This is a genomic window from Saccharicrinis aurantiacus (assembly GCF_001660705.2).
GTDB lineage: Bacteria > Bacteroidota > Bacteroidia > Bacteroidales > Marinilabiliaceae > Saccharicrinis > Saccharicrinis aurantiacus.
The window spans coordinates 88,687-109,392 of sequence record NZ_LYBV02000007.1; the positions used below are offsets into that span (position 1 = coordinate 88,687).

General features: G+C 36.1%; 16 protein-coding genes. 13 read left to right on the forward strand and 3 right to left on the reverse strand.

Annotated features, from left to right (window positions below):
- Positions 1-10: 10 nt before the first annotated feature.
- The 4 genes from A8B35_RS02975 (at position 11) to A8B35_RS02990 (ending at position 5,178) form a co-directional block, all read left to right on the forward strand.
- The gene (locus A8B35_RS02975; RefSeq protein ID WP_075601927.1) at positions 11-3,019 is read left to right on the forward strand and encodes an AsmA family protein; all 3,009 of its coding nucleotides are present in this window, start codon (positions 11-13) and stop codon (positions 3,017-3,019) included.
- Positions 3,020-3,026: 7 nt separating this feature from the next.
- A complete protein-coding gene (locus A8B35_RS02980; protein WP_075601928.1) occupies positions 3,027-3,659 on the forward strand; it encodes a thioredoxin domain-containing protein in 633 nt (210 codons plus the stop codon).
- Between the two features lie 62 nt (positions 3,660-3,721).
- A complete protein-coding gene (locus A8B35_RS02985) occupies positions 3,722-4,081 on the forward strand; it encodes a hypothetical protein (RefSeq protein WP_075601929.1) in 360 nt (119 codons plus the stop codon).
- A gap of 95 nt (positions 4,082-4,176) precedes the next feature.
- A complete protein-coding gene (locus A8B35_RS02990; protein WP_075601930.1) occupies positions 4,177-5,178 on the forward strand; it encodes an FAD:protein FMN transferase in 1,002 nt (333 codons plus the stop codon).
- Between the two features lie 111 nt (positions 5,179-5,289).
- Here the strand turns inward: A8B35_RS02990 and A8B35_RS02995 are convergent, their stop codons facing one another.
- Entirely contained in the window at positions 5,290-5,541 is a 252-nt protein-coding gene (locus A8B35_RS02995) for a hypothetical protein (RefSeq protein ID WP_075601931.1), read from the reverse strand.
- A 197-nt stretch (positions 5,542-5,738) separates the two neighbouring features.
- On the opposite strand from A8B35_RS02995, the gene A8B35_RS03000 reads away from it, so the two are divergent.
- Together A8B35_RS03000 and A8B35_RS03005 are read left to right on the forward strand one after the other, a co-directional pair.
- The gene (locus A8B35_RS03000; RefSeq protein WP_075601932.1) at positions 5,739-8,159 is read left to right on the forward strand and encodes an alpha-ketoacid dehydrogenase subunit alpha/beta; all 2,421 of its coding nucleotides are present in this window, start codon (positions 5,739-5,741) and stop codon (positions 8,157-8,159) included.
- 30 nt (positions 8,160-8,189) lie between these two features.
- A complete protein-coding gene (locus A8B35_RS03005; RefSeq protein WP_075601933.1) occupies positions 8,190-9,113 on the forward strand; it encodes an alpha/beta hydrolase family protein in 924 nt (307 codons plus the stop codon).
- A 55-nt stretch (positions 9,114-9,168) separates the two neighbouring features.
- Here A8B35_RS03005 and trpB read toward each other — a convergent pair whose 3' ends face one another.
- Entirely contained in the window at positions 9,169-10,371 is a 1,203-nt protein-coding gene (gene trpB / locus A8B35_RS03010; RefSeq protein ID WP_075601934.1) for a tryptophan synthase subunit beta, read from the reverse strand.
- A 245-nt stretch (positions 10,372-10,616) separates the two neighbouring features.
- Between trpB and A8B35_RS03015 the strand changes: the two genes are divergently transcribed.
- Positions 10,617-11,012: a hypothetical protein gene (locus tag A8B35_RS03015; protein WP_075601935.1), complete on the forward strand. Its 396-nt coding sequence runs from the start codon at positions 10,617-10,619 to the stop codon at positions 11,010-11,012.
- Between the two features lie 154 nt (positions 11,013-11,166).
- On the opposite strand, the gene A8B35_RS03020 is transcribed toward A8B35_RS03015, so the two are convergent.
- Complete coding sequence (locus tag A8B35_RS03020; RefSeq protein WP_075601936.1) at positions 11,167-12,603, reverse strand: sodium:solute symporter; 1,437 nt, start codon at positions 12,601-12,603, stop codon at positions 11,167-11,169.
- A gap of 203 nt (positions 12,604-12,806) precedes the next feature.
- On the opposite strand from A8B35_RS03020, the gene recR reads away from it, so the two are divergent.
- The 6 genes from recR to A8B35_RS03050 all read left to right on the forward strand — a co-directional run bounded on the left by recR (position 12,807) and on the right by A8B35_RS03050 (position 20,658).
- On the forward strand, positions 12,807-13,427 hold the full coding sequence (recR, locus tag A8B35_RS03025; RefSeq protein ID WP_075601937.1) for a recombination mediator RecR: 621 nt from the start codon (positions 12,807-12,809) through the stop codon (positions 13,425-13,427).
- A gap of 67 nt (positions 13,428-13,494) precedes the next feature.
- Entirely contained in the window at positions 13,495-13,959 is a 465-nt protein-coding gene (locus A8B35_RS03030; RefSeq protein ID WP_075601938.1) for a hypothetical protein, read from the forward strand.
- A 27-nt stretch (positions 13,960-13,986) separates the two neighbouring features.
- Positions 13,987-14,412 carry a BT0820 family HAD-type phosphatase gene (locus A8B35_RS03035; protein ID WP_075601939.1) on the forward strand — a complete coding sequence of 142 codons (426 nt, stop codon included), beginning with the start codon at positions 13,987-13,989 and terminating at the stop codon, positions 14,410-14,412.
- A 142-nt stretch (positions 14,413-14,554) separates the two neighbouring features.
- Complete coding sequence (locus A8B35_RS03040) at positions 14,555-15,949, forward strand: sulfatase-like hydrolase/transferase (RefSeq protein ID WP_075601940.1); 1,395 nt, start codon at positions 14,555-14,557, stop codon at positions 15,947-15,949.
- Between the two features lie 222 nt (positions 15,950-16,171).
- The gene (locus tag A8B35_RS03045) at positions 16,172-18,016 is read left to right on the forward strand and encodes a sulfatase-like hydrolase/transferase (protein WP_083634283.1); all 1,845 of its coding nucleotides are present in this window, start codon (positions 16,172-16,174) and stop codon (positions 18,014-18,016) included.
- Between the two features lie 236 nt (positions 18,017-18,252).
- Entirely contained in the window at positions 18,253-20,658 is a 2,406-nt protein-coding gene (locus tag A8B35_RS03050) for a glycoside hydrolase family 2 TIM barrel-domain containing protein (protein ID WP_222844088.1), read from the forward strand.
- Positions 20,659-20,706: the final 48 nt, after the last annotated feature.

Consider the following 20,706-nt stretch of genomic DNA (forward strand, 5'->3'; position numbering starts at 1 on the left):
AAAATACCCTATGTCCACAAAAAAGCTCATAAGAAATCTACTCTTTATAATAATAGGATTTATTCTTACCCTAGTTATTTTAGCCAATGTATTTAAAGATGCAGTGGTTGCTAAAGTACTTGAGCGAAGTGCAAGCTCATTTAATGTACCTCTTACCGTAGGTGATGTTGATTTAAGTTTGCTGAGAAAATTTCCTTTGGCAAGTATTGAGTTCAATGATATTTTACTAGTTGATAGTCTCGGTGATGCATCACCAGATACAATTTTATCGGTGAATAAATTATACGCCTCGGTTGATATAATGCAATTCATGGATGGTAACGTATTTGTAAAAAAGGTTGAAGTAGAAGGGGCGACCGCCAACTACACAATTGATAGTGCAGGGGTGTCAAACCTTGATTTTATTTTTGAAGCAATGGCCTATGATTCCTCAAAAGTAGAAGAGCCTGATACTAGTAAACTTCAAGGAATATTTGAGCTTGAAGATTTAATTTTAGAGGATATCACCTTAAAATATGCTGATGCAGGTTTGCACTTGTCATCAATTATTAATCTACCAGAAGTAAATGTAAGAGGAGAAGTTACTCCATCGGGCTATATGGCTGCAATAGATGGAAGCGCTAGACTTAATAATGCAAATTACGATACTTATCGTCTTGAAGATTTAAGTTCGAGCGTAATTAGTTTCGATTTATCTGCTATCAACGATTCAATACAGGTGAATGAATTAAAGGTGAATGCTCCACATACCAGTGCCTCGTTTAGTGGCCAAGTTATTAATGGTAAGTGGCCTTATCTCGACCTAAAATATGCCGGAGAGATTAGTAGCTTAAAGCATCTAATCAATTTATTACCACAAAAATTAATAAAAGAATACAAGATACATCGGTTAGATGGTGGAGTTGCTTTAAGCGGAACTGTAAAGGGTTTGTTAAGTGATACTTTATTGCCGCGTATAGATGCTAGTTATGCAATTGAAAATCTTACTTTAGAGTACGATACTTTACCAGTTATTGATCACTTAGCTCTAAAAGGTTCTTATACCAATGGTTTATTAGCATCCAACAGCACCACACAAATTTACATTGCCAATTTCGAGGCAAATACAATGAACAACAAATTTACAGCTAGTGGTGACATTAAGAATCTTGATGAGATTTTTTATAATCTGAAACTAGGAGCCAATGTTAATTTAAATGATTGGATAGCATATGTGCCGGATAATATGGTGCAAAAAATGAATGGTAAAGTATATGCTTCGTTGCAAACATCAGGGGTGTTACCCGATTCAATTACCGATGATTATATTGAGTATGCTATTGAAAGATCAGTATTACGATTAAATGCAAATAATATTAGTATCAAGATGGACTCGGTTCCAGAAATCAAAAATCTTTCTGGTAAGCTTAAATATATTAACCGTGATATTAAATTATCAGAACTAAAAGTAAAAGTTCCGGAATATAATGTTGATATAACTGATGGTGTATTGGGTACTAAATATAGAGGAAGCATTTACGATGTGGATAACATGACCTTTAATTTAGATACATTTAGACTAGAGCTAAATAATTCAAGTAATTTCGGGGGTTCAGGTTATTTAGCGAGTATAAATTCTGGTGAGTATTGGTTGAAAGCCTATACTGATTTAAATTTAAATGAAATTAAACCTATGATTCCGGATACCCTTGTTACCGAACTGGAAGGGCAGGTTGTTGCTTCATTTATTTCAGCAGGTAAATTTAATATAGATTCTATTGATGATCAAAGTGTTGATTTGCTATTGCGCGATAGTCGCTTATCTGTTAAAACGGAGAGTTTGACTGTTCATACTTTAGATAGTTTAGCAGGAATCGATAATTTAACAACTCAAGTTGAATATAATGATGATCTATTAAGCATTAACAAAACTTCGGGTACTTATAATTCTATTGATTTTGCAGTTGATTCAGCAAGTATCGCTAATTTGTATAACGCTTATTTCTTAAATAATGCAGATACCATCCTTGTAAAAGGGAATTATAATGCAGGTGATCTTGATTATGCATTCTTAACTGCATTTATGCCTGAAGAAGATTCTTCTGATACCAATGAATCGAGTGAGTCTGAAGAAGAGGAGCTATGGACTTATAAATTCCAAGGTAAGGTTGGGGTCAATAGCTTTAAATATGGCAAAGCTATATTCGAAGATATGAGCTCGAAAGTATTAGTAGAACCTGATTATTATGTGGCAGATGGATTTAAAGTAAGAGCTTTTGGCGGAGATATGGTTGCTTCTGCTAAATATGAGGTTGGGAGTGAAACATATTCTGTTGCTCAATATAAGTTGGATCTTAAAGGAATGGATATTCAGCAACTGTTCACTGATTTCGATGATTTTCACGAATATTTGGATGAAGGAGAAGAGCCCTTTATTACGAGTAAGCAAGTAACAGGAATTCTTTCGTCACACATGGATGGTCGAGTAATATTTGGGGAGGATTATGAAGTTAATTATGATTCTCTGCAAGTAAAAGGGAATCTTCATTTAGATAAGGGTTCTCTAATAAATGTGCAAGCAGTTAAGGATGTTGAAGATATTCCGATGATTGGATTGAAGGGGTTAGATAATCTTCAGTTTAGTACGCTAGATAGTAAGATCTTTATTTTTAAAAATAAATGGTACGTTCCATCTACTGAAATTAGGTCTTCCTCTTTTGATGCCAACTTTTTTGGGATGTCTAGTTTTAAAGAAGATTATTCCTATCATATTAGGGTTTTTCTAGGTGAAGTTTTAGCTAGTAAGTCTAAGAAAAACCTTGCAAAACAAGCCAAAGAAAATGGGTTTGAGCAGGATGATGCTACAAAAGGAAGAACATCTTTATATCTAGTTTCGCGTATGATCGAAGGTCGATCTAAGGCATGGTTTGATAAGAAAAAAGATAGGGATAAAATGAAAAAGACAATAAGAGCTCAGCAAGGTGCACTTAATTTTATATTTTTCCCTAAGCTAGTGAATTTTGAAACTGGGGTTGAGTAAAATGAATATGAGTAAAACGCATTTTATTTCGTACATCATATCATTTGTATTATTGACTTTGTTAGTATTAAAGCTTGTCACTTATTTTCAAGGTGAAAACCCGATGAAATTAAGCATTGATACTAAAATTACTCAAGAAGCTAATGATATTGTGTTTGGAAATAATGCTGCCGAAATAAGCATAATCATGTTTGGCAATTATAAATGTTCACATTGTATCTCGTTTTTTAAAGAAACATTACCAACATTGGTAGGAAATAAACACAACAAAAGTGATGTTAAAGTCGTTCTTAAGCTAGTGCCACTTTCTGAAAAAGTAAATGAGTTAAATGTATATAGCGACGCTTTATGTATATACAGGTATGGTGAATATGAGAAGTTTCATGAGATGCTTATCTATGATTTTAATCTGGTTAATACTATTGAGTATGACGATCTAATGCAGTATATTTCTCAACAAAATGAAGCAATAGCAAGTTGTAGAACCAATAATAATAACAAAGCGTATATTCATGCTAATAAGGAAATATTAAAGGAGTTGGGAGTCAAATCTACTCCAACTTTTATTATAGAGGATCGGGTTTATAAAGGGAATAAAACTTTAAAAGAATTTCAAGATATTCTTAATGAAGTATATTAAAATAGGTATTTTATTAGGAGAATAATAAATTGATGAGTTCAATAATCATAAAAAAAGACAAAATGAAGAAGGTTATTTTATTGCCAATTAGTTTAATGATGCTACTTGCCACTGTATTTGTAGCTTGTGAGAAAGATAGTGAAGATGTTTGCGAACGTTTTGATACGCCTACAACTTGTTCAATAGATGCAACTTATTGTGCTGACGATAGCTATGGTTACTATCTTTATAATGATAAAAAGTATACTTGTACTGATGATGATTGTGAAGATGCTATTAATCAAATATTGCAGGATGCTGAGTGTGTTGTTGCATCTACAAATAGTTTAAAATCAGCTACAATAAATGATACGAAGATATTTATGCAAGATGTTGCAAAGCGTGTAATGGCCGAAGCCCGCGCAGCAGCAGGTTGTAACTAACAAAGAAATATTACAAGATAAAAAACCGATACTATATTAATAGTATCGGTTTTTTGTTTTTAGTTTATCTTTGCGCAAGACTAAAAAGCAATACAATGAAGATTAAATTACTATTAGTTCCTATCATCTTATTATTTCTTTCTTGCCAGGAGCAAGCAAAAGAATATGTAAAGATAGAAGGAACTATATTTGGGACCTATTATCATATTATTTATCAGCCTACTCAGAATGCTGATTTACTTCAACCCATCAGTGAGGCATTAAATGCCGTCGATTGGTCCTTATCAACCTATAAAGATACCTCTACTATTAGTAGCTTCAATAAGAGTGCCAGCGGTATTGAAATTGATAGCCTCATGAAGGTTGTGTATTTAGCCGGAGAGGATGTTTATAAGCATTCAAACGGGGCTTTTGACATGACTGTGGGTGCATTGGTTAATGAGTGGGGTTTTGGCTTTAAAAAACGTGATAATATTACCGACGAAAAAATACAAGATTTATTAAGTCATGTTGGTATGCATCAAGTATCCTTAAAAGATAATTTTTTATCAAAAACAGATACAGCCATAAAGTTAGATGCCGCTGCTATAGCCAAGGGCTTCGGGGTTGATGTGGTTGCTAATGCATTAAAAGACTACGGAATTAGTAATTATATGGTAGAAATTGGCGGAGAGATTAGTGTTGGCGGTGTAAATACAAAAGGCGTAAAATGGAGGGTAGGCATTGATAAGCCAATAGACGATAAGTTGGCTTCAAGTCGTCCCTTACAGGATATAATCTCAATATCAGAAGTTGCTTTAGCCACATCAGGTAACTATCGTAACTTTTATATTGAAGATGGAAAAAAGTATGCACACACCATAAGTCCCTTTACAGGATACCCTGTGCAACATAGCCTTTTAAGCGCATCAATAATAGCTCCAAACTGTATGTTAGCAGATGCCTATGCAACCGCATGTATGGTTATGGGAGTGGAAGAAAGTATGCAAATGATTGAAAACCTATCAGACATAGAGGCTTATTTTATTTACGCTGATGCCGATGGAAATAACCAAGTAAAATATACCTCAGGGTTTGAAGAGTATATCGTAAAATAATAATAAACAAAGGGGAGTTAGAAATTTAACAATTTCTAACTCCCCTTTGTTTTATAAGATAATTAGTCTATTTCAGTGTTCGCTAAAACCTATTAACTAAAGACTAATTTATTAACAACTTAACGAATGGCTTTCTCCACTTTCGTCAAAATGAAGTGGCTTAACCTGAATATTCAGTTTGTTGTTTCTAGCTTGGCGATCTTGTGTTGTAGCACAAGAAATCCCTCTTTTTTGCATTTCCTTATTACTTCCTATATGCAAGTTTGGGAACTTACCATTCTTTTTAATTAATATCCCAATAGCCATTAAAACAAAAACAATGGCAATTAGTACAATGCTGGCTAATAATACTTTTATAAACATTTCGCTATATTTTATGAGTGCAAAACTACATATTATTTATCTATTTAATAAACAAAGCACCTTAATATATGTTTCAATCTATAGCGAAAAGGTACATGATAATAGTTAGCTTATTTAGAATTATTCTTATTAATTTTGTAGGTAAATTAAATGGGATTATAGACTTAAGTCTAGGTCTATTTTAAAAGTCTAAAAGAATGCTATCAAATACAGGAATTAGTTTTGATGAATTTAAGGTTGAGGTACTACACGACTATCATATCGGATACCTGAGTCGACACTTAAGCCTATTGGGCCGTAAAGAAGTGTTGGGAGGGAAAGCCAAATTTGGTATTTTCGGAGATGGTAAAGAAGTTGCCCAGATTGCCATGGCCAAACAATTTAAAAATGGAGATTGGCGTTCGGGGTATTATCGTGATCAAACCTTTATGTTAGCAGCAGGGATGACAACTCCCTTTGCTTTTTTCGCATCTTTATACGGCGAAACAGACGAGAGCATAAATCCAGATAATGGAGGACGCTCTTTTAACAATCATTTTGGAACACGTACCATAAACAGTGATGGTACATGGAAGAATATTGCAGATATTAAATGTACTTCATCAGATATTTCACCAACAGCTGGACAAATGCCACGTTTAGTTGGCCTTGGTTTTGCTTCAAAATTATACCGTAAAAGTCCGGCACTTAAAAATCATACTCAATTTAGTGATAAGGGTAACGAAGTGGCTTTCGGAACAATTGGTGATGCCAGTACTTCTGAAGGACATTTTTTTGAAACCATGAATGCGATGGCAGTGCATCAGTTGCCCATTGCAATGTCTGTTTGGGATGATGGTTATGGAATTTCGGTGCCTAAAAAAGTTCAGACAGTAAAAGCAAGTATCTCGGAGGCTTTAAAAGGTTTTGAGAAAGGAGCCAAAGATAAAAATGGAATCATCATCTATAAACTTAAAGGTTGGGATTATGCAGGTCTTTGCCAAGGATATGAAGAAGGCGTTGCACGTTGTAGAAAAGACCATATTCCTGTTTTGTTTCATGTTGATGAATTAACGCAACCCATTGGTCATTCAACATCGGGTTCACACGAGCGATATAAATCAGAAGAACGATTAGAGTGGGAAAAAGACTTTGATTGTTTGGTTAAAATGAAAGAGTGGATTCTGGATAGAGCAGTTGCTACCGAAGAGGAGTTAACTCAAATAGAAGAGAATGCTTTCAATGAAGCCAAGCAAGCTCAAAAGGATGCTCTGAAACAATTTAAATCTACTTTAAAAGCAGAACGCGACTCTTTATTACAAATAATTGATACCCGCGATTGTTCTTGCGTTGAGTTGAACAACAGTAATATAAAAAATATTATTGCAGAGCTTAAGAGCTCATTGGCTTTAAATAGAAAGGATATTCTTTCCTCTGCTCGTAAAATGCTTCGTGAGTCGTGTTTAGTATGCATGGCTGATGGTTCGTTAAAGAATAGATTACAAGCATGGATTGCTGATTACAGAGAGAGGGCCTATGAAATGTATAACGACAGGTTATATGCCGAAGATGAATTTGCAGCAATAAAAGTACCTGTTGTACCTGCTACTTATGAAGCTGACACTGAAAAGGTACCTGGGCGCGAAATTCTTAGAGAAAATTTTGATCATTTATTTGCATCAGTTCCTGAGTTAGTCACATTTGGTGAAGATACCGGTGTTCTTGGAGGGGTAAATCAATCGCTCGAAGGCATGCAGAAAAAGCATGGTAAATATCGAATTTGGGATGAAGGAATACGTGAAACAACCATAATCGGAACAGGTATTGGTATGGCCTTAAGGGGACTTCGTCCAATAGCAGAAATTCAATATTTCGATTACCTGCTTTATGGTTTGCAAACCATGAGTGATGATTTAGCAACACTTCGTTATCGTACAAAAGGAGGACAGAAGGCGCCTATGATTGTTCGTACACGAGGGCATCGTTTAGAAGGTATTTGGCATTCTGGTTCACCATTAAGTATGGTTATTAATTCCATTAGAGGGGTTTATGTTTGTGTGCCTCGCGATATGACCAGAGCAGCAGGTATGTACAATACACTGGTAAAATCTGATGACCCTGCGTTGGTAATTGAACCTTTAAATGGATATAGAATTAGAGAACCAAAACCAAATAATATTGGTGAGTTTAATGTTCCATTGGGCGTACCTGAAATTCTAAGTGAGGGAAGCGATGTTACTTTAGTTACCTATGGTTCGTGTGTTCGTATTGCACAAGAGGCAGTAGATCAGCTTAAAGAATCGGGCATATCTGTTGAGTTAATTGATGTACAAACCTTATTGCCATTTGATATTCATAAAATTATCTTAGAATCTATTAAAAAGACCAATAGAATTGTATTTTTTGATGAGGATGTACCTGGTGGCGCTACGGGTTATATGATGCAGCAAGTTGTTGAAAATCATGGCGCGTTTAGATATTTAGATGCAGCTCCTAAAACAGTAACTGCTAAGGATCATCGACCTGCTTTTGGTACCGATGGTGATTACTTCTCAAATCCTAGTGCAGAGGATGTTTACGAGGCTATTTATGAGATAATGGGGGAGGCTAATCCACAAAAATTTCCATCTATTTATTAAAAGATTAACGATTGAAAAATAATTGAAGTTATGCGTAACCTGATACTAGTATTGTTTGCATTTACATCTTTCTCTGCAATAGCGCAACTAAAAGAGAGTAACGACTACACGCAATTACTTGATCAGAAATATGGCGAAGCCGAACGAAATACTTTTGATATAATAATGCCACAGAGTACTAAACCTGTGGCATTAGTTATTTTTATACACGGTGGAGGTTTTCAGTTTGGTGATAAGAAAAAAGCCTACGACCGAAAGGATGAAATCCAATATTACTTGAGCAACAATACTGCATTTGCTACAATAAATTATAGTTTTTATAAATCAGATGATTCACTGGGTGTTCAAGTCTGTTTAGATGATGTACAAAGGGCGATTCAGTATTTTAAGTTTAATGCAGATCAGTATAATATTGATAAAACAAAAGTGGCCTGTTATGGGGTTTCTGCAGGAGCAGGAGCAAGCCTATATTTTGCTTTAAATGATGATTTAGCAGATGTGAATGCGCAAGGACTTAAAGCCGAGTCAACCAAAATTGTATGCGCGGGTGCTATACATACTCAAGCAACTTATAATGTATACAAGTGGAAAAAATTTATACCCTATTTAGGAGCGGTTCAAACCTTAAAGCATAAAATGTTTTATAATTATGCGGCTACTTTTTATGGATATCCTGATAAAAAAAGTATCAAGCCTTATAGAAAGGAGATTGCTGCAAAATACGATATGCTAACTATGGTTGATGTGAATGATCCGCCTATTTATCTCTTAAACCCCTTAAAAGGAAATTTCCCAAAGGATTTTAATATCATATTTCATCATAAAAAACATGCTAAGGTGATGGCAAAAGAATTGGAGAAAAAGAATGTGGAATATTACTGTTTCACTGATGCGCAGGAGAACGATAGTAAATATCCAATTCAACAATTTATTATTGATAAGTTAAGTTTGTAACAAAAAAAAGGAACCCATTTGGATTCCTTTCTTATATATCAATTGGAGTGTTTACTTAATTTGGTAAACCATATTTATCAACAACAAAATCAATATCCTTATCTCCTCTACCACTTAGGTTAACTAATATTGAAGATTGTGGATGCTTCTGCGCCAATTTAATTGCATAGGCAACGGCATGGGCACTTTCTAGTGCAGGAATAATACCTTCTAAACGACTTAATTCATAAAAAGCATCAATCGCTTCTTTATCATTAATAACATCGTAGTTTGCTTTGTTCAGGTCTTTAAGCATGCTATGCTCAGGTCCAACACCAGGATAATCAAGGCCACTAGCAACAGAATATACAGGTGCAGGCTCTCCTTTTTCATCCTGAAGGTTATAACATTTAAAACCATGAATCATTCCAGGTACACCTTTAGTCATGGTAGCGGCATGTTCTCCTAGTTCGAGAGAAAGACCACCTGGCTCAACGCCATACAATTTGGTTTCATCATCCTCTAAAAATGCCGAAAACATTCCAATAGCATTACTACCTCCTCCAACACAAGCAACTACTTTATCCGGTAACTCTCCTGTCATATCAACAAACTGCTCACGTGCTTCAATTCCAACTATACGCTGAAACTCGCGCACCATCATTGGGAAAGGGTGTGGACCAACTACAGAACCAATGCAATAAATTGAGTTAATCGGATCTTTAAGGTAGGCCTCAAAAGCAGAATCAACCGCTTCTTTAAGTGTTTTTAAACCATGTGTTACCGGAACTACAGTGGCACCTAATATTTTCATTCGAACTACATTAGGATGCTCTTTAGCAATATCAACTTCGCCCATGTGAATTTCACATTCTAAACCGAAGTAAGCTGCAGCAGTTGCTAATGCCACACCATGCTGCCCAGCACCAGTTTCTGCAATTAACTTCTTTTTACCAAGATGTTTTGCCAATAGAGCTTCGCCCATGCAATGGTTTAATTTATGGGCACCCGAGTGATTTAAATCCTCGCGCTTCATATAAATTCTGCCACCATATTTTTCGCTTAAGCGATTACAATAATATACCGGTGTCGGTCTTCCTTGATAATGTTTTCTGATGCTTCGTAATTCCGAGATAAAAGCGTGCGACTTGCTAATTGCAAAGTAGGCATCCGTAATTTTCTTCATTTCAGCCTCTAGAACAGGAGGTATAAAAGCACCACCATATTCTTTAAAGAAACCATCTTTATTGGGGTAGGTTTTGAAATAATTCTCAGCCATAATAGATCATTAAAGGTTGTTGTATTAATTTTTGATTGCTGAAAATAATAAAAAAAACTGGCATCCGAGTTTTTCAATGACTGTATGATAATCCTACTGATGTACTTGTTTTTGGTTAATAATGTGTATTCTCCCCATTTTAAAGAGATATATACAGTCCGTTACTGATTAAAATCATGATAAAACCTCAAAACTTATGAGTAGAATTGATGGTTGTAATTGGTTAATCAATAATTATAATTGAAATGTATAAAATAGAAAAAAGACCTTCGGGTTTTATTATAACCTTTTCAGGTTTTGTAGGAATTGATGAAATTAAAACTTGGAAAGAAGAGAGTGAGAATATCTTAAAGAATGATGTAAGTCCAAATTTTGGTGTTATTATTAATATGAATGGACTTAAACCATTGAGTGCGGATGCACAAAATATTTTAGTAGAGGGTCAGCAGTTATATAAAGATGGGGGAATGTACCGATCGGCTGTTATTTTGGATAGCCCTATACTTCAGATGCAATTTAAAAGGTTAGGAAAACGATCGGGTATTACAGATACAGAGCGATATATTGATGCAAGTTCAGTTATAAACCCGATTGATATTGCAATTAGTTGGGTTAAAGATGGAATTGATCCAGGTTTGTAGCTCACGGTATGGTAATAAGGTCGCTATTATAGCGGCCTTTTTGTTTATATAAAGTTAGCAGACGGAGCGTGAGGGATTGCAGTGGATACCCCAAAGCGAGGAACGAAGCGAGGAGTATGAACGGAAAGCCCGACCCTCAGGGCACGCCCTGAACTTATTGTTTGCGTATAATAACTAGTAAACCTAGGTAAGTAAACAACCCGTTCAGCATTAATTTTTCATATCCTAACGAAAATCCAAACCAATTAAGCGAATTAAATGCTAAAACCCAAGTGATAACAGGTGCTAATATTGCAATAAGTGGAACCCATTTTTCTTTAATTTGGAGTTTGTTAAATAAACCGAAAGCATATAAACCCAACAGTGGACCGTATGTATAGCCTGCTAAATCGAATATTGTACTAATAATGCTATCTGCCTTAAATATTCTGAATAAGATAATGGTTATGCCAAGTAAAATGGAGAACATGATGTGAACAGCTATTCGTGTTCGTTTTGTAATTTCTTTATTGTTATGATTGAGAATATCTACTGAAAAGGATGTGGTGAGCGATGTTAATGCCGAGTCGGCACTACTATAAGCAGCAGCAACTAATCCTAATATAAAAAATACACCAACGGCAGCAGGTAGCAGTCCACTATTTACTACCATCGGAAATAAATCGTCTGATCGTTCAGGTAAAGTAAGTCCGTGATGATTGGCAAATATATAAAGTAGTGCACCTAATGATAAAAATAAAATGTTAGTTGGTACAAAAGCAAAGCCGTACCAAACCATATTCTTTTTTGCATCCTTAATATTTTTGCACGATAGGTTTTTTTGCATCATATCCTGATCGAGACCAGTCATTACAATTGTGATAAACGCACCTGTAAAGAATTGCTTTACAAAATGTTGTTTTGAGCTCCAATCGTCAAAAACAAAAATGCGCGATAACTCACTATTATTAATGGTTTCAACCAGAGAACTAAATCCAAGGTTCATTGATTTTGCCATATATATAATGGTTATTATTACCGAGGTAAGCATAAAGATAGTTTGCAAGGTATCAGTCCATATAATGGTTTTAATACCACCACGAAAAGTATATAGCCATATCAGCAATATGGTAATGGCCACAGTTATGGCAAACGGAATTCCCAAAGCATTAAATAAACTTAGCTGCAATACGTTCGCCATTAAATACAAGCGGGCAGAGGCTCCTATGGTGCGCGAAATTAAAAATAAACTAGCTCCGGTTTTGTAGGTCCAAGTACCAAAGCGTTTTTCAAGATAAGTGTATATCGACGTAAGGTTTAATTTGTAATAAACAGGAAGTAAAACATGAGCAATTACTAAGTAGCCTAAAAAGTAACCTGCTACCATTTGAAGATAGGTGAATTGCGTGGCTCCAACCCATCCTGGTACAGAAATAAAAGTTACCCCAGATAAGCTGGCTCCAATCATTCCAATGGAAACAATATACCATGGCGATTGACGGTTGCCCAAGAAAAAAGTTTTGTTATCATTCTTCTTTCCTGTAACGAATGAAATAACCATCAATACTAAAAAATATAGTGCTACAATTAAACCTGTTTGTGCCGGACTCATGTGATATAAAATAATAGATTGCTTCGTATATAATTTATTACCATTAATTCACTTTAATTAGTGTTGAATTAAAACTCTATCCTTCAGTCTGAAATAGTATAAACTGTTGACTTCTGATAGAAAATTAATGAACTAATGATAAGCGTGCGTAAAGTTAAAAGTATTTATAACTTTGGGTGCTTTAAAAATAAAAATTAAGAGCTATGCACGCCGATAATTATCCTTCGCAAATATTTGAGAATGCCGTAAAGGAGCTTTCTTCCTTACCTGGTGTTGGCCGTAAAACTGCCCTGCGATTTGTACTTCATTTGTTGAAGCAAGATAAGGCAGATGTTTTTCGTTTTGCCGAGTCGTTACGCCAGCTTCGCGAGGAAATTGTGTACTGTAAAGAGTGCTTTAATATTTCCGATTTTGAAGTGTGCAATATCTGCGCAAGCGAAAAAAGAGACTATACAACTGTTTGTGTTGTTGAGAATGTGAAAGATGTAATGGCCATTGAAAATACCCAACAATACTTTGGTATTTACCATGTATTGGGAGGAATTATTTCACCAATGGATGGTATTGGACCAGATGATTTAACCATAAAGCCTTTAATTGAGAAGGTGGAAAAGGGAGAAGTGAAAGAATTAATTTTTGCATTGCCCACAACCATGGAAGGGGATACAACTAATTTTTATTTATATCGAAAGTTTAATGGTTTAGATGTAAAGATTACAACAATTGCACGTGGCGTTTCTATTGGCGATGAATTAGAATATACCGATGAGGTTACTTTAGGGCGCTCCTTAATTAATCGTTTACCTTTTGAGCAAACATTATAAGTTTACACAACAAACTTTCTCATCGCAATTAAAGCATAAGTAAATTCACTAACACATACATATTTAAATGAGCACACCTAAAAAACAACGAACTACACTTAACCTTATATATATTGCTATTATGTCGGCGCTTACGCTTATGGCTATTTTTGCCATGTATTTTGTAAGAGCTAACGGAGCTGTTGAGGCATTTTCGCCCGATAGTAATTATACCATTAAAACTATGGTAATTATGGCTTTATTAATTGGGATTCCCGTTAGTCACTTGTTTTATCATAAAAAGATAAAGCATATCTCACAGGAGTGGGAATTGAGCCGGAGGTTAACCCATTTTCGCACTGCGTTTATTGTGCGAATAGCTGTTTTAGAAGGTGTAGGTTTACTTTCAATAATCGCATACCTGTTAAATGCCGACAAATCATTTATGTATATGTTTGGTGTAATTTTTGTGCTATTTATTATACATGCTCCTACTAGAAATAGGATTGCAACCGACTTAGAGTTAAACGAAGAAGAACAAGCTAAGTTGTAATAAACTTTACCTATAAACACACTAATTATGATTATTGCAGTTGATTTTGATGGTACCATTGTTGAGCATAAGTTTCCTGCTATAGGAAAAGATATGCCTTTTGCTTTTGAAACTATGAGAGAAATGCAACGCCAAGGGCATTTGCTTATTTTATGGACATACAGGGCCGGCAAGGAATTAGATGCCGCGGTAGACTATTGCAAAAAAAAGGGCATTGAATTTTATGCCGTAAATAAAAGCTATCCTGAAGAGGTTTTTGAAGTAAATAAAGTCAGTCGTAAAGTAAATGCTGATTTATTTATTGATGATAGAAATGTAGGCGGTTTTTACGGTTGGGGCGAGATTTGGCAAGAGCTAGATTTAGGTGGCGATCAGGCCGAGATAAATAAGAAAATTGAACAAGCTCAAGGTGGTGCTTTTTGCAGATTCATAAAAAATATATTTTGTAGGTAATTTACCGTTAAAAATGATTTGAGGGATATTTGAAAGAGTATCCCTTTTTTTGTTTTACCAGTGCGCACAAGTTTTGTATTCACAACTTGCCGAGGTTTATTCAAAGGATAGATATTTGAGTAATCATTAAAAAAACTATCAAATGAAAAACTTGTATTTACTAGCTTTAGTGCTGCTTTTTTCTGCGTGTAATAATCCCAAAGAAACAGTTACTAAGCAAAAGCCAAAAACAGATAAACCAAACATTATTATTTTATTAACCGATGATTTGGGTTATGGTGAGCTCACTAGTTATGGGCAAGAGGTAATTAAAACCCCTTATATGGATCAATTAGCTGCTGGCGGAATGCGCTTTACTGATTTTTATGCAGGTACCTCAGTTTGTTCTCCGTCGCGTGCTGTATTAATGACGGGTATGCATACCGGACATGTTAATATTAGAGGAAATAAAGGTGATACCGAAGGTGGTAAGTGGGATAGAATCGCTCTTAAAAAATCGGAAATTACCATTGCAGAGATGCTTAAGGTTGCAGGTTACCAAACCGCTATGATTGGAAAATGGCACTTGGGTGTGCCTGAAGATATTTCTACATGGGCACATGGTCGTGGTTTCGATTATGCTGTTCAAGAGCAGTGGGGTAAAGGTGCCGATGGTAGAATGATTGATGAGCGAATGCATTGGATTAACGGCCAACAAGATTCTCTGTTTTACGATTATAACGAGCACTCTTGCTTAGATGATTTCAGAACAAACTTCGCCTTAGATTATCTTGATAATAAGGAGGAAGATAAGCCATTTTTCATGTACATGTCGTACCGCATACCTCATGCGCATGAGTTTTTCTTAAGCGAGACTGATTTATATAAGGAGCACCAGCAAGAGTGGCCTGAGATTGAGCGTCGTCATGCAGCGCGTATTACTATGCTTGATGGATTAATTGAGAAATTAATGAAGAAACTGGAGGCCAAAGGAGAGTTAGAGAATACCTTGATATTCTTTACAAGTGATAATGGTCCGCAGAACGAAAACCATCACGATTATCATTTCTTTAATAGTTCGGGTGGATTAAAAGGACATAAACGTGATGTATACGAAGGTGGTGTGCGTATTCCTGCCATTGCTTATTGGAAAGGAACTATTAAGCCATCGGTAAGTAATCATATGGCTGCTTTTTATGATTTGATGCCAACATTGGCAGAAGTGGCAGGTATCGAAGCTCCTGAGCAAACAGATGGTCTTTCATTTTTACCGTTATTAACGGGTAAAGAGCAGGCAAAACACGAGTTTTTATATTGGGAAATTCAAGAAGGACGTTCAGTAAAAGGCTTTCGTCAAGCAGTACGAATGGATGATTGGAAAGTAGTTCGCTATGGCGATAATTACAAAACAGAGTTGTATAATATGAAAGGCGATATTTACGAAGAGAACGATGTTGCGTCACAGCATCCAGATATTGTTGCAAAAGGAGAAGAAATTTTAAAACGCGAGAGTGTGAAAAATGCGCATTGGCCTTATTCGGGAGGTGTTTGGAAATAAAGTCGTTTAGGGTTTGTTAGGAGCTTGATACGATATTGTAATAAAAATAGACAATCCCTCAAGTAAATGCGTATAAGCTTTGTTTGGGGGATTTGTCTATATAAATTCTATACAATATTCACAATTTAAAATGGGTATACCCATCTAATTTTTATAAACACTCAACTCTTTGTGTATTACCGATGCTCTATATTTGGACTGTTAATATTTAAAGAGAAAACAATGTATATAGCTAAGTTTAAATTCTTATTAATAGCCTTTGTTAGTTGTTTGTCGGCAATGACTGCACAAAATAAGCCCAATATATTGTGGATAGTAACCGACGATCACCGTTCAGATGCACTTGAGTGCTTTAATAAGGCTACAACAGGCCAATCGGAAAGTAAGTTAGGTTACGTTTCGTCGCCCAATATTGATAAGTTGGCTAGCGAAGGTATTTTATTTACCAACGCTTATTGTAATTCTCCAGCTTGCGGCCCTTCTCGTGGTTCAATGGCAACAGGGAGATATCCGCACAGACAAGGACATTATTCATTTGAGCAATCTCATCAGAATCCTGATTTTGTGAAACCTACCTTCCCTCAAATTCTCCAGGAAGAAGGTTATTTTACCGCTGTATTTGGTAAGGGAGATGCTTATATTTATAAGTGGGGCCCAGGTCAAGGTTTTTACGATGCGGGTCATTATAATTATAAAATGCACTTTAAAAATGGCTTGCAGAAACATATGATTGGCGATTTTTGGAAGGCTCCGGTATTCGGAAAAGTTAATGGTAAAAGAGCCAATTTGGGCGACAAAGAATATGTTCTCTATCCAGATGGAGAATTGAAGGAGTATTATGTGAAAAATAAGTATGGCGATATAACTGCAGAGGAGATTCAAACTAAGCAAGAAGTTGAAGAGAAGTTTGATATTCTAAGATCGTATGCCCGACAAGGCATGAAGTCGCTTATTATTGGTGGGGTTAACCCGATGCCTGCCGGTGAAACTGTTGATGGAAAAGTGGTTCAAGAATTTAAAAACTTCTTATCTAACGAAAATACCACCTATAAAAACTCGTGGGGAGAAAATACCCAAGGAGTAAACCCTGAGAAGCCTGTGATGTTTAATTTAGGGTTTCACCTACCACATACACCAGTATTACCACCTAAAAAGTTCAGAGATCAGTTTAAAGATATTACCTATAAAGTTCCTGAGTTTGATGATGAGGAACTAAGCAAAATGCCTCCTTCTCTTGTGAAATTGCACGAGCGCCTCAGTATGACTGCTATGACGGCGAAGGAGAAGCAACAGGCTATACAAGATTATTATGCTTTTTGTGCTTATGGCGATGCTTTAATTGGTGATGCTGTGGATGCTTTTAAAGCCTATTGCGAAAAGAATAAGCAAGAATATTTAATAGTTTTTACTGTTGGCGATCATGGATGGCATCTTGGCGAGCAGGGTATTGAAGCTAAATTTGGTCCTTGGGAGAAATCTACGGCAGGAGCCATTATAATGGCTTCGTCGGATAAAAAGAAAGTGCCAGCCGGATTGATTAAAAAACAAATGGTAGAGTATGTAGATATAGCTCCAACCATCCTGTCGTCAGGAGGAGTTGATATTGCAGAAAAAGAGTTTACTTATTTGGATGGTATTAGTCTCTTCGAATTTGTGAATACCAAAAAGGAGAAGCGCGATTATATTTTAGGAGAAATACATTTGGTATCCTCACCAAGAGCCTATATGCACAGCAAGGATTTTGCATTCTCAATGCGCACTCGTCCAGGCAATAAGGCCGATTTGAACAAAAATGTAAAATGGGCTTTAAACTGTCCTGTTGAGAAAGCTGAACTAACATTGTACGATTTAAGAAATGATCCTTTAGAAAGAAATAATGTGGCCAATATACCAGAGTATAAAGAGCTAGCACAGTGGTTCCGAGAAAAATTAGGCAACATTGTACTTGGCGATGAGCGTGTAGAATGTGATTGGTCAAAAGCCAATACCTATAACATAAGCGATTTTGCCAAAGGAGCTAATGATAGAAAGCTGGATATCCCTAAAAACATAATCCCAAAGCTTTAAAAATATCAAAAATTCGTATTAGTTTTTAATTTAGAGCGTGCTGGCCTTTATGGTTGGTGCGCTTTTTTTGTTAAGGAATAGCAAAATCTACTTACCTCATACGACGTATAAAATTAGCTTCGCATAGTAATATTCTCTTTCGTGTACTGCAGAAGGTAATATATTTACCCATGGCAACAATTATTGAGATGAATTATAAGATTTTTATAGTGTTATAAATTAACATCTATTGAATAATGATAAAACCTATGCGAATTATTTCATTTGTAACGATGCTCTTATGCTTAAGTAGTTTAAGCGCACAACAAAGTCATCGAATTAAAGAATCGTTTAATAATAATTGGCTATTTACACTTGGCGATAGTGTAGATTATGCTGGCTATGATTTTGATGATTCAAATTGGCGCCCCTTAAGCTTACCACACGATTGGAGCATTGAGGCTGATTTTGATAAAGAATTATCGGGCAGAAATGCTTTTTTGCCGGGAGGTATTGCTTGGTATCGCAAACACTTTGTGCTTCCTGAACATTTTGAAGGCAAGCATATAGAGTTGCAGTTTGATGGGGTGTATAAAAATGCATCTATCTGGATTAACAACAACCCTGTGGGAACGCAGCACGATGGTTACACTAGTTTTTATTACGACGTTACCGAGTTGCTAAAGAATGGCGAAAGTAATACCATAGCGGTGCGAGTAGATAATGCTATACAGCCAAATTGCCGTTGGTATACCGGATCGGGTATTTACCGTAATGTTTGGTTAAGCGCCAGTAATAATACCCATGTGAGCAATTGGGGAACTTCCATTACAACTCCTGAGGTAAGTGAAAAATCAGCTACTATTAACATTACTACCGCCATCGAAAATTTAGATAAGGCAAAGCACTTAACCCTCGAAACCGTTATTTATAATAAGGATGGCGAAGAAGTAAGTAAAACAACTTCTGAGCTTGAGGTGGGGCGCTTCAGAACACAAGATGCTGCACAAACCTTAAAAGTAGATAACCCCGAATTATGGTCGGTAAATACGCCATACTTATATACAGCTCAATCCTTGCTTAAGCAAGATGGAAAACTACTTGATAAATACACCAGTACTTTTGGGATTAGAACACTGCGTTTTGATGCTGATAAAGGCTTTTTCCTCAATGGAGAAAATATGCGCATGAAAGGCGTTTGTTTGCATCATGATGCAGGTCCTTTAGGGGCAGCTGTACCAATTCAGGTATGGGAACGTCGTTTAAAAAATCTGAAAGAGATTGGTTGTAATGCCATTCGTACTGCACATAATCCGGCTTCGCCAGAGTTTTTAGATTTATGCGATAAAATGGGATTTCTGGTAATGGCTGAGTTTGTGGATAAGTGGGATAAAACCTACCGTAAAAAGGATGCACCCGGGTATTGGTTTTATAATATTCCAATGTGCGATCCAAACTTTAGTGTTGAGTGGAAAAGGAATTACGAACAAACCATTCGTCGTGATAGAAACCATCCTTCTATTGTAATTTGGAGTGTGGGTAACGAGAATCACTCTCCGGGTTCAGGTTCACAAAATAACGGACTCCGTAATTATGCTTCTTTTGTGCGTAGTATCGACCCTACAAGGCCAATTATTTCAGGTATGGAGCGCTCAAAGGATGGACCAGTGGATAAGAAGGTGAATGATATTATAGAAACCTGTAAGTACATGGATTTAATTGCGCTCAACTATGGCGAGCAATGGTGTAAAACCATCTACGAACAAAATCCGGGTAAACCCTATGTGAGTACCGAGAGCTATACCTATTTTAATAGCACACCCGAAAAACGCTTTGCCAATATTGAGCGAAGCCCATGGTTAGATGTGTTGGATAATCCACAAAACATGGGTCTTTTTCTATGGGTAGGAGCTGATTACTTAGGTGAATCAAAAAAGTTTCCGGAAACGGGTATTGATTGTGGATTGCTTGATATGGCTTCATTTCGTAAAGAGCAATCGTATTTGTACGAGGCATTCTGGAGCGATAAACCCATGGTGCATATTGAAGTTTATGAGGGCGATGCCGATGATTTTTCTACGTCGGGAAGGTGGTGGTGGCCGCCAATGAATGAGCACTGGAACTATAAGGATGGTGATAAATTGGATGTAGTTACCTATACCAATTGCGAATCGGTAAACTTGTATTTGAATAATAAGTTGATTGGCAATCAAAAGCTAGCTGATATTCCCAACTGGATTATGAAATGGCTAAAACTAAACTATCAATCGGGCACACTGAAAGCTGTTGGTTTGGTGGATGGAAAAGAGGTTTGCGAACATGTATTAAAAACAGCTCAAGAAGCGCGTCATATTAAAGTAGGTGTGGATCGTACTGTTTTAGAGGCAAACGATATTATTCATGTAGAATTACAGTTAGTAGATAAAAAAGGAAATCCCGTTAGGTATGCCGAAAAGGAGATCCATTTTGCCCTTGAGGGCGATGCTGAAATAATTGGTATACACAATGGCGACATGCGTTGTACAGTATCCAATACCAATAAATCTGATAGAGAGACTTACGAAGGACGTTGCTTGGCTATTATTAGAACCAATAGCGTAGCTCAGGAATTAAAATTGACCCTTAGCGGAGAAGGCCTAAAGACCAAAAAAGTGAAATGGTAGTATAGTGAGTCTATCTATTGTAAACACAAAAAGGAAGCCTCAACAGTG

What these genes read in the sequence shown, in the direction of transcription:
- A8B35_RS02975 (WP_075601927.1), top strand. Translation starts at nt 11, where the DNA reads ATGTCCACAAAAAAGCTCATAAGAAATCTACTCTTTATAATAATAGGA.
- A8B35_RS02980 (WP_075601928.1), top strand. Translation starts at nt 3,027, where the DNA reads ATGAGTAAAACGCATTTTATTTCGTACATCATATCATTTGTATTATTG.
- A8B35_RS02985 (WP_075601929.1), top strand. Translation starts at nt 3,722, where the DNA reads ATGAAGAAGGTTATTTTATTGCCAATTAGTTTAATGATGCTACTTGCC.
- A8B35_RS02990 (WP_075601930.1), top strand. Translation starts at nt 4,177, where the DNA reads ATGAAGATTAAATTACTATTAGTTCCTATCATCTTATTATTTCTTTCT.
- A8B35_RS02995 (WP_075601931.1), bottom strand. Translation starts at nt 5,541, where the DNA reads ATGTTTATAAAAGTATTATTAGCCAGCATTGTACTAATTGCCATTGTT.
- A8B35_RS03000 (WP_075601932.1), top strand. Translation starts at nt 5,739, where the DNA reads ATGCTATCAAATACAGGAATTAGTTTTGATGAATTTAAGGTTGAGGTA.
- A8B35_RS03005 (WP_075601933.1), top strand. Translation starts at nt 8,190, where the DNA reads ATGCGTAACCTGATACTAGTATTGTTTGCATTTACATCTTTCTCTGCA.
- trpB (WP_075601934.1), bottom strand. Translation starts at nt 10,371, where the DNA reads ATGGCTGAGAATTATTTCAAAACCTACCCCAATAAAGATGGTTTCTTT.
- A8B35_RS03015 (WP_075601935.1), top strand. Translation starts at nt 10,617, where the DNA reads ATGTATAAAATAGAAAAAAGACCTTCGGGTTTTATTATAACCTTTTCA.
- A8B35_RS03020 (WP_075601936.1), bottom strand. Translation starts at nt 12,603, where the DNA reads ATGAGTCCGGCACAAACAGGTTTAATTGTAGCACTATATTTTTTAGTA.
- recR (WP_075601937.1), top strand. Translation starts at nt 12,807, where the DNA reads ATGCACGCCGATAATTATCCTTCGCAAATATTTGAGAATGCCGTAAAG.
- A8B35_RS03030 (WP_075601938.1), top strand. Translation starts at nt 13,495, where the DNA reads ATGAGCACACCTAAAAAACAACGAACTACACTTAACCTTATATATATT.
- A8B35_RS03035 (WP_075601939.1), top strand. Translation starts at nt 13,987, where the DNA reads ATGATTATTGCAGTTGATTTTGATGGTACCATTGTTGAGCATAAGTTT.
- A8B35_RS03040 (WP_075601940.1), top strand. Translation starts at nt 14,555, where the DNA reads ATGAAAAACTTGTATTTACTAGCTTTAGTGCTGCTTTTTTCTGCGTGT.
- A8B35_RS03045 (WP_083634283.1), top strand. Translation starts at nt 16,172, where the DNA reads ATGTATATAGCTAAGTTTAAATTCTTATTAATAGCCTTTGTTAGTTGT.
- A8B35_RS03050 (WP_222844088.1), top strand. Translation starts at nt 18,253, where the DNA reads ATGATAAAACCTATGCGAATTATTTCATTTGTAACGATGCTCTTATGC.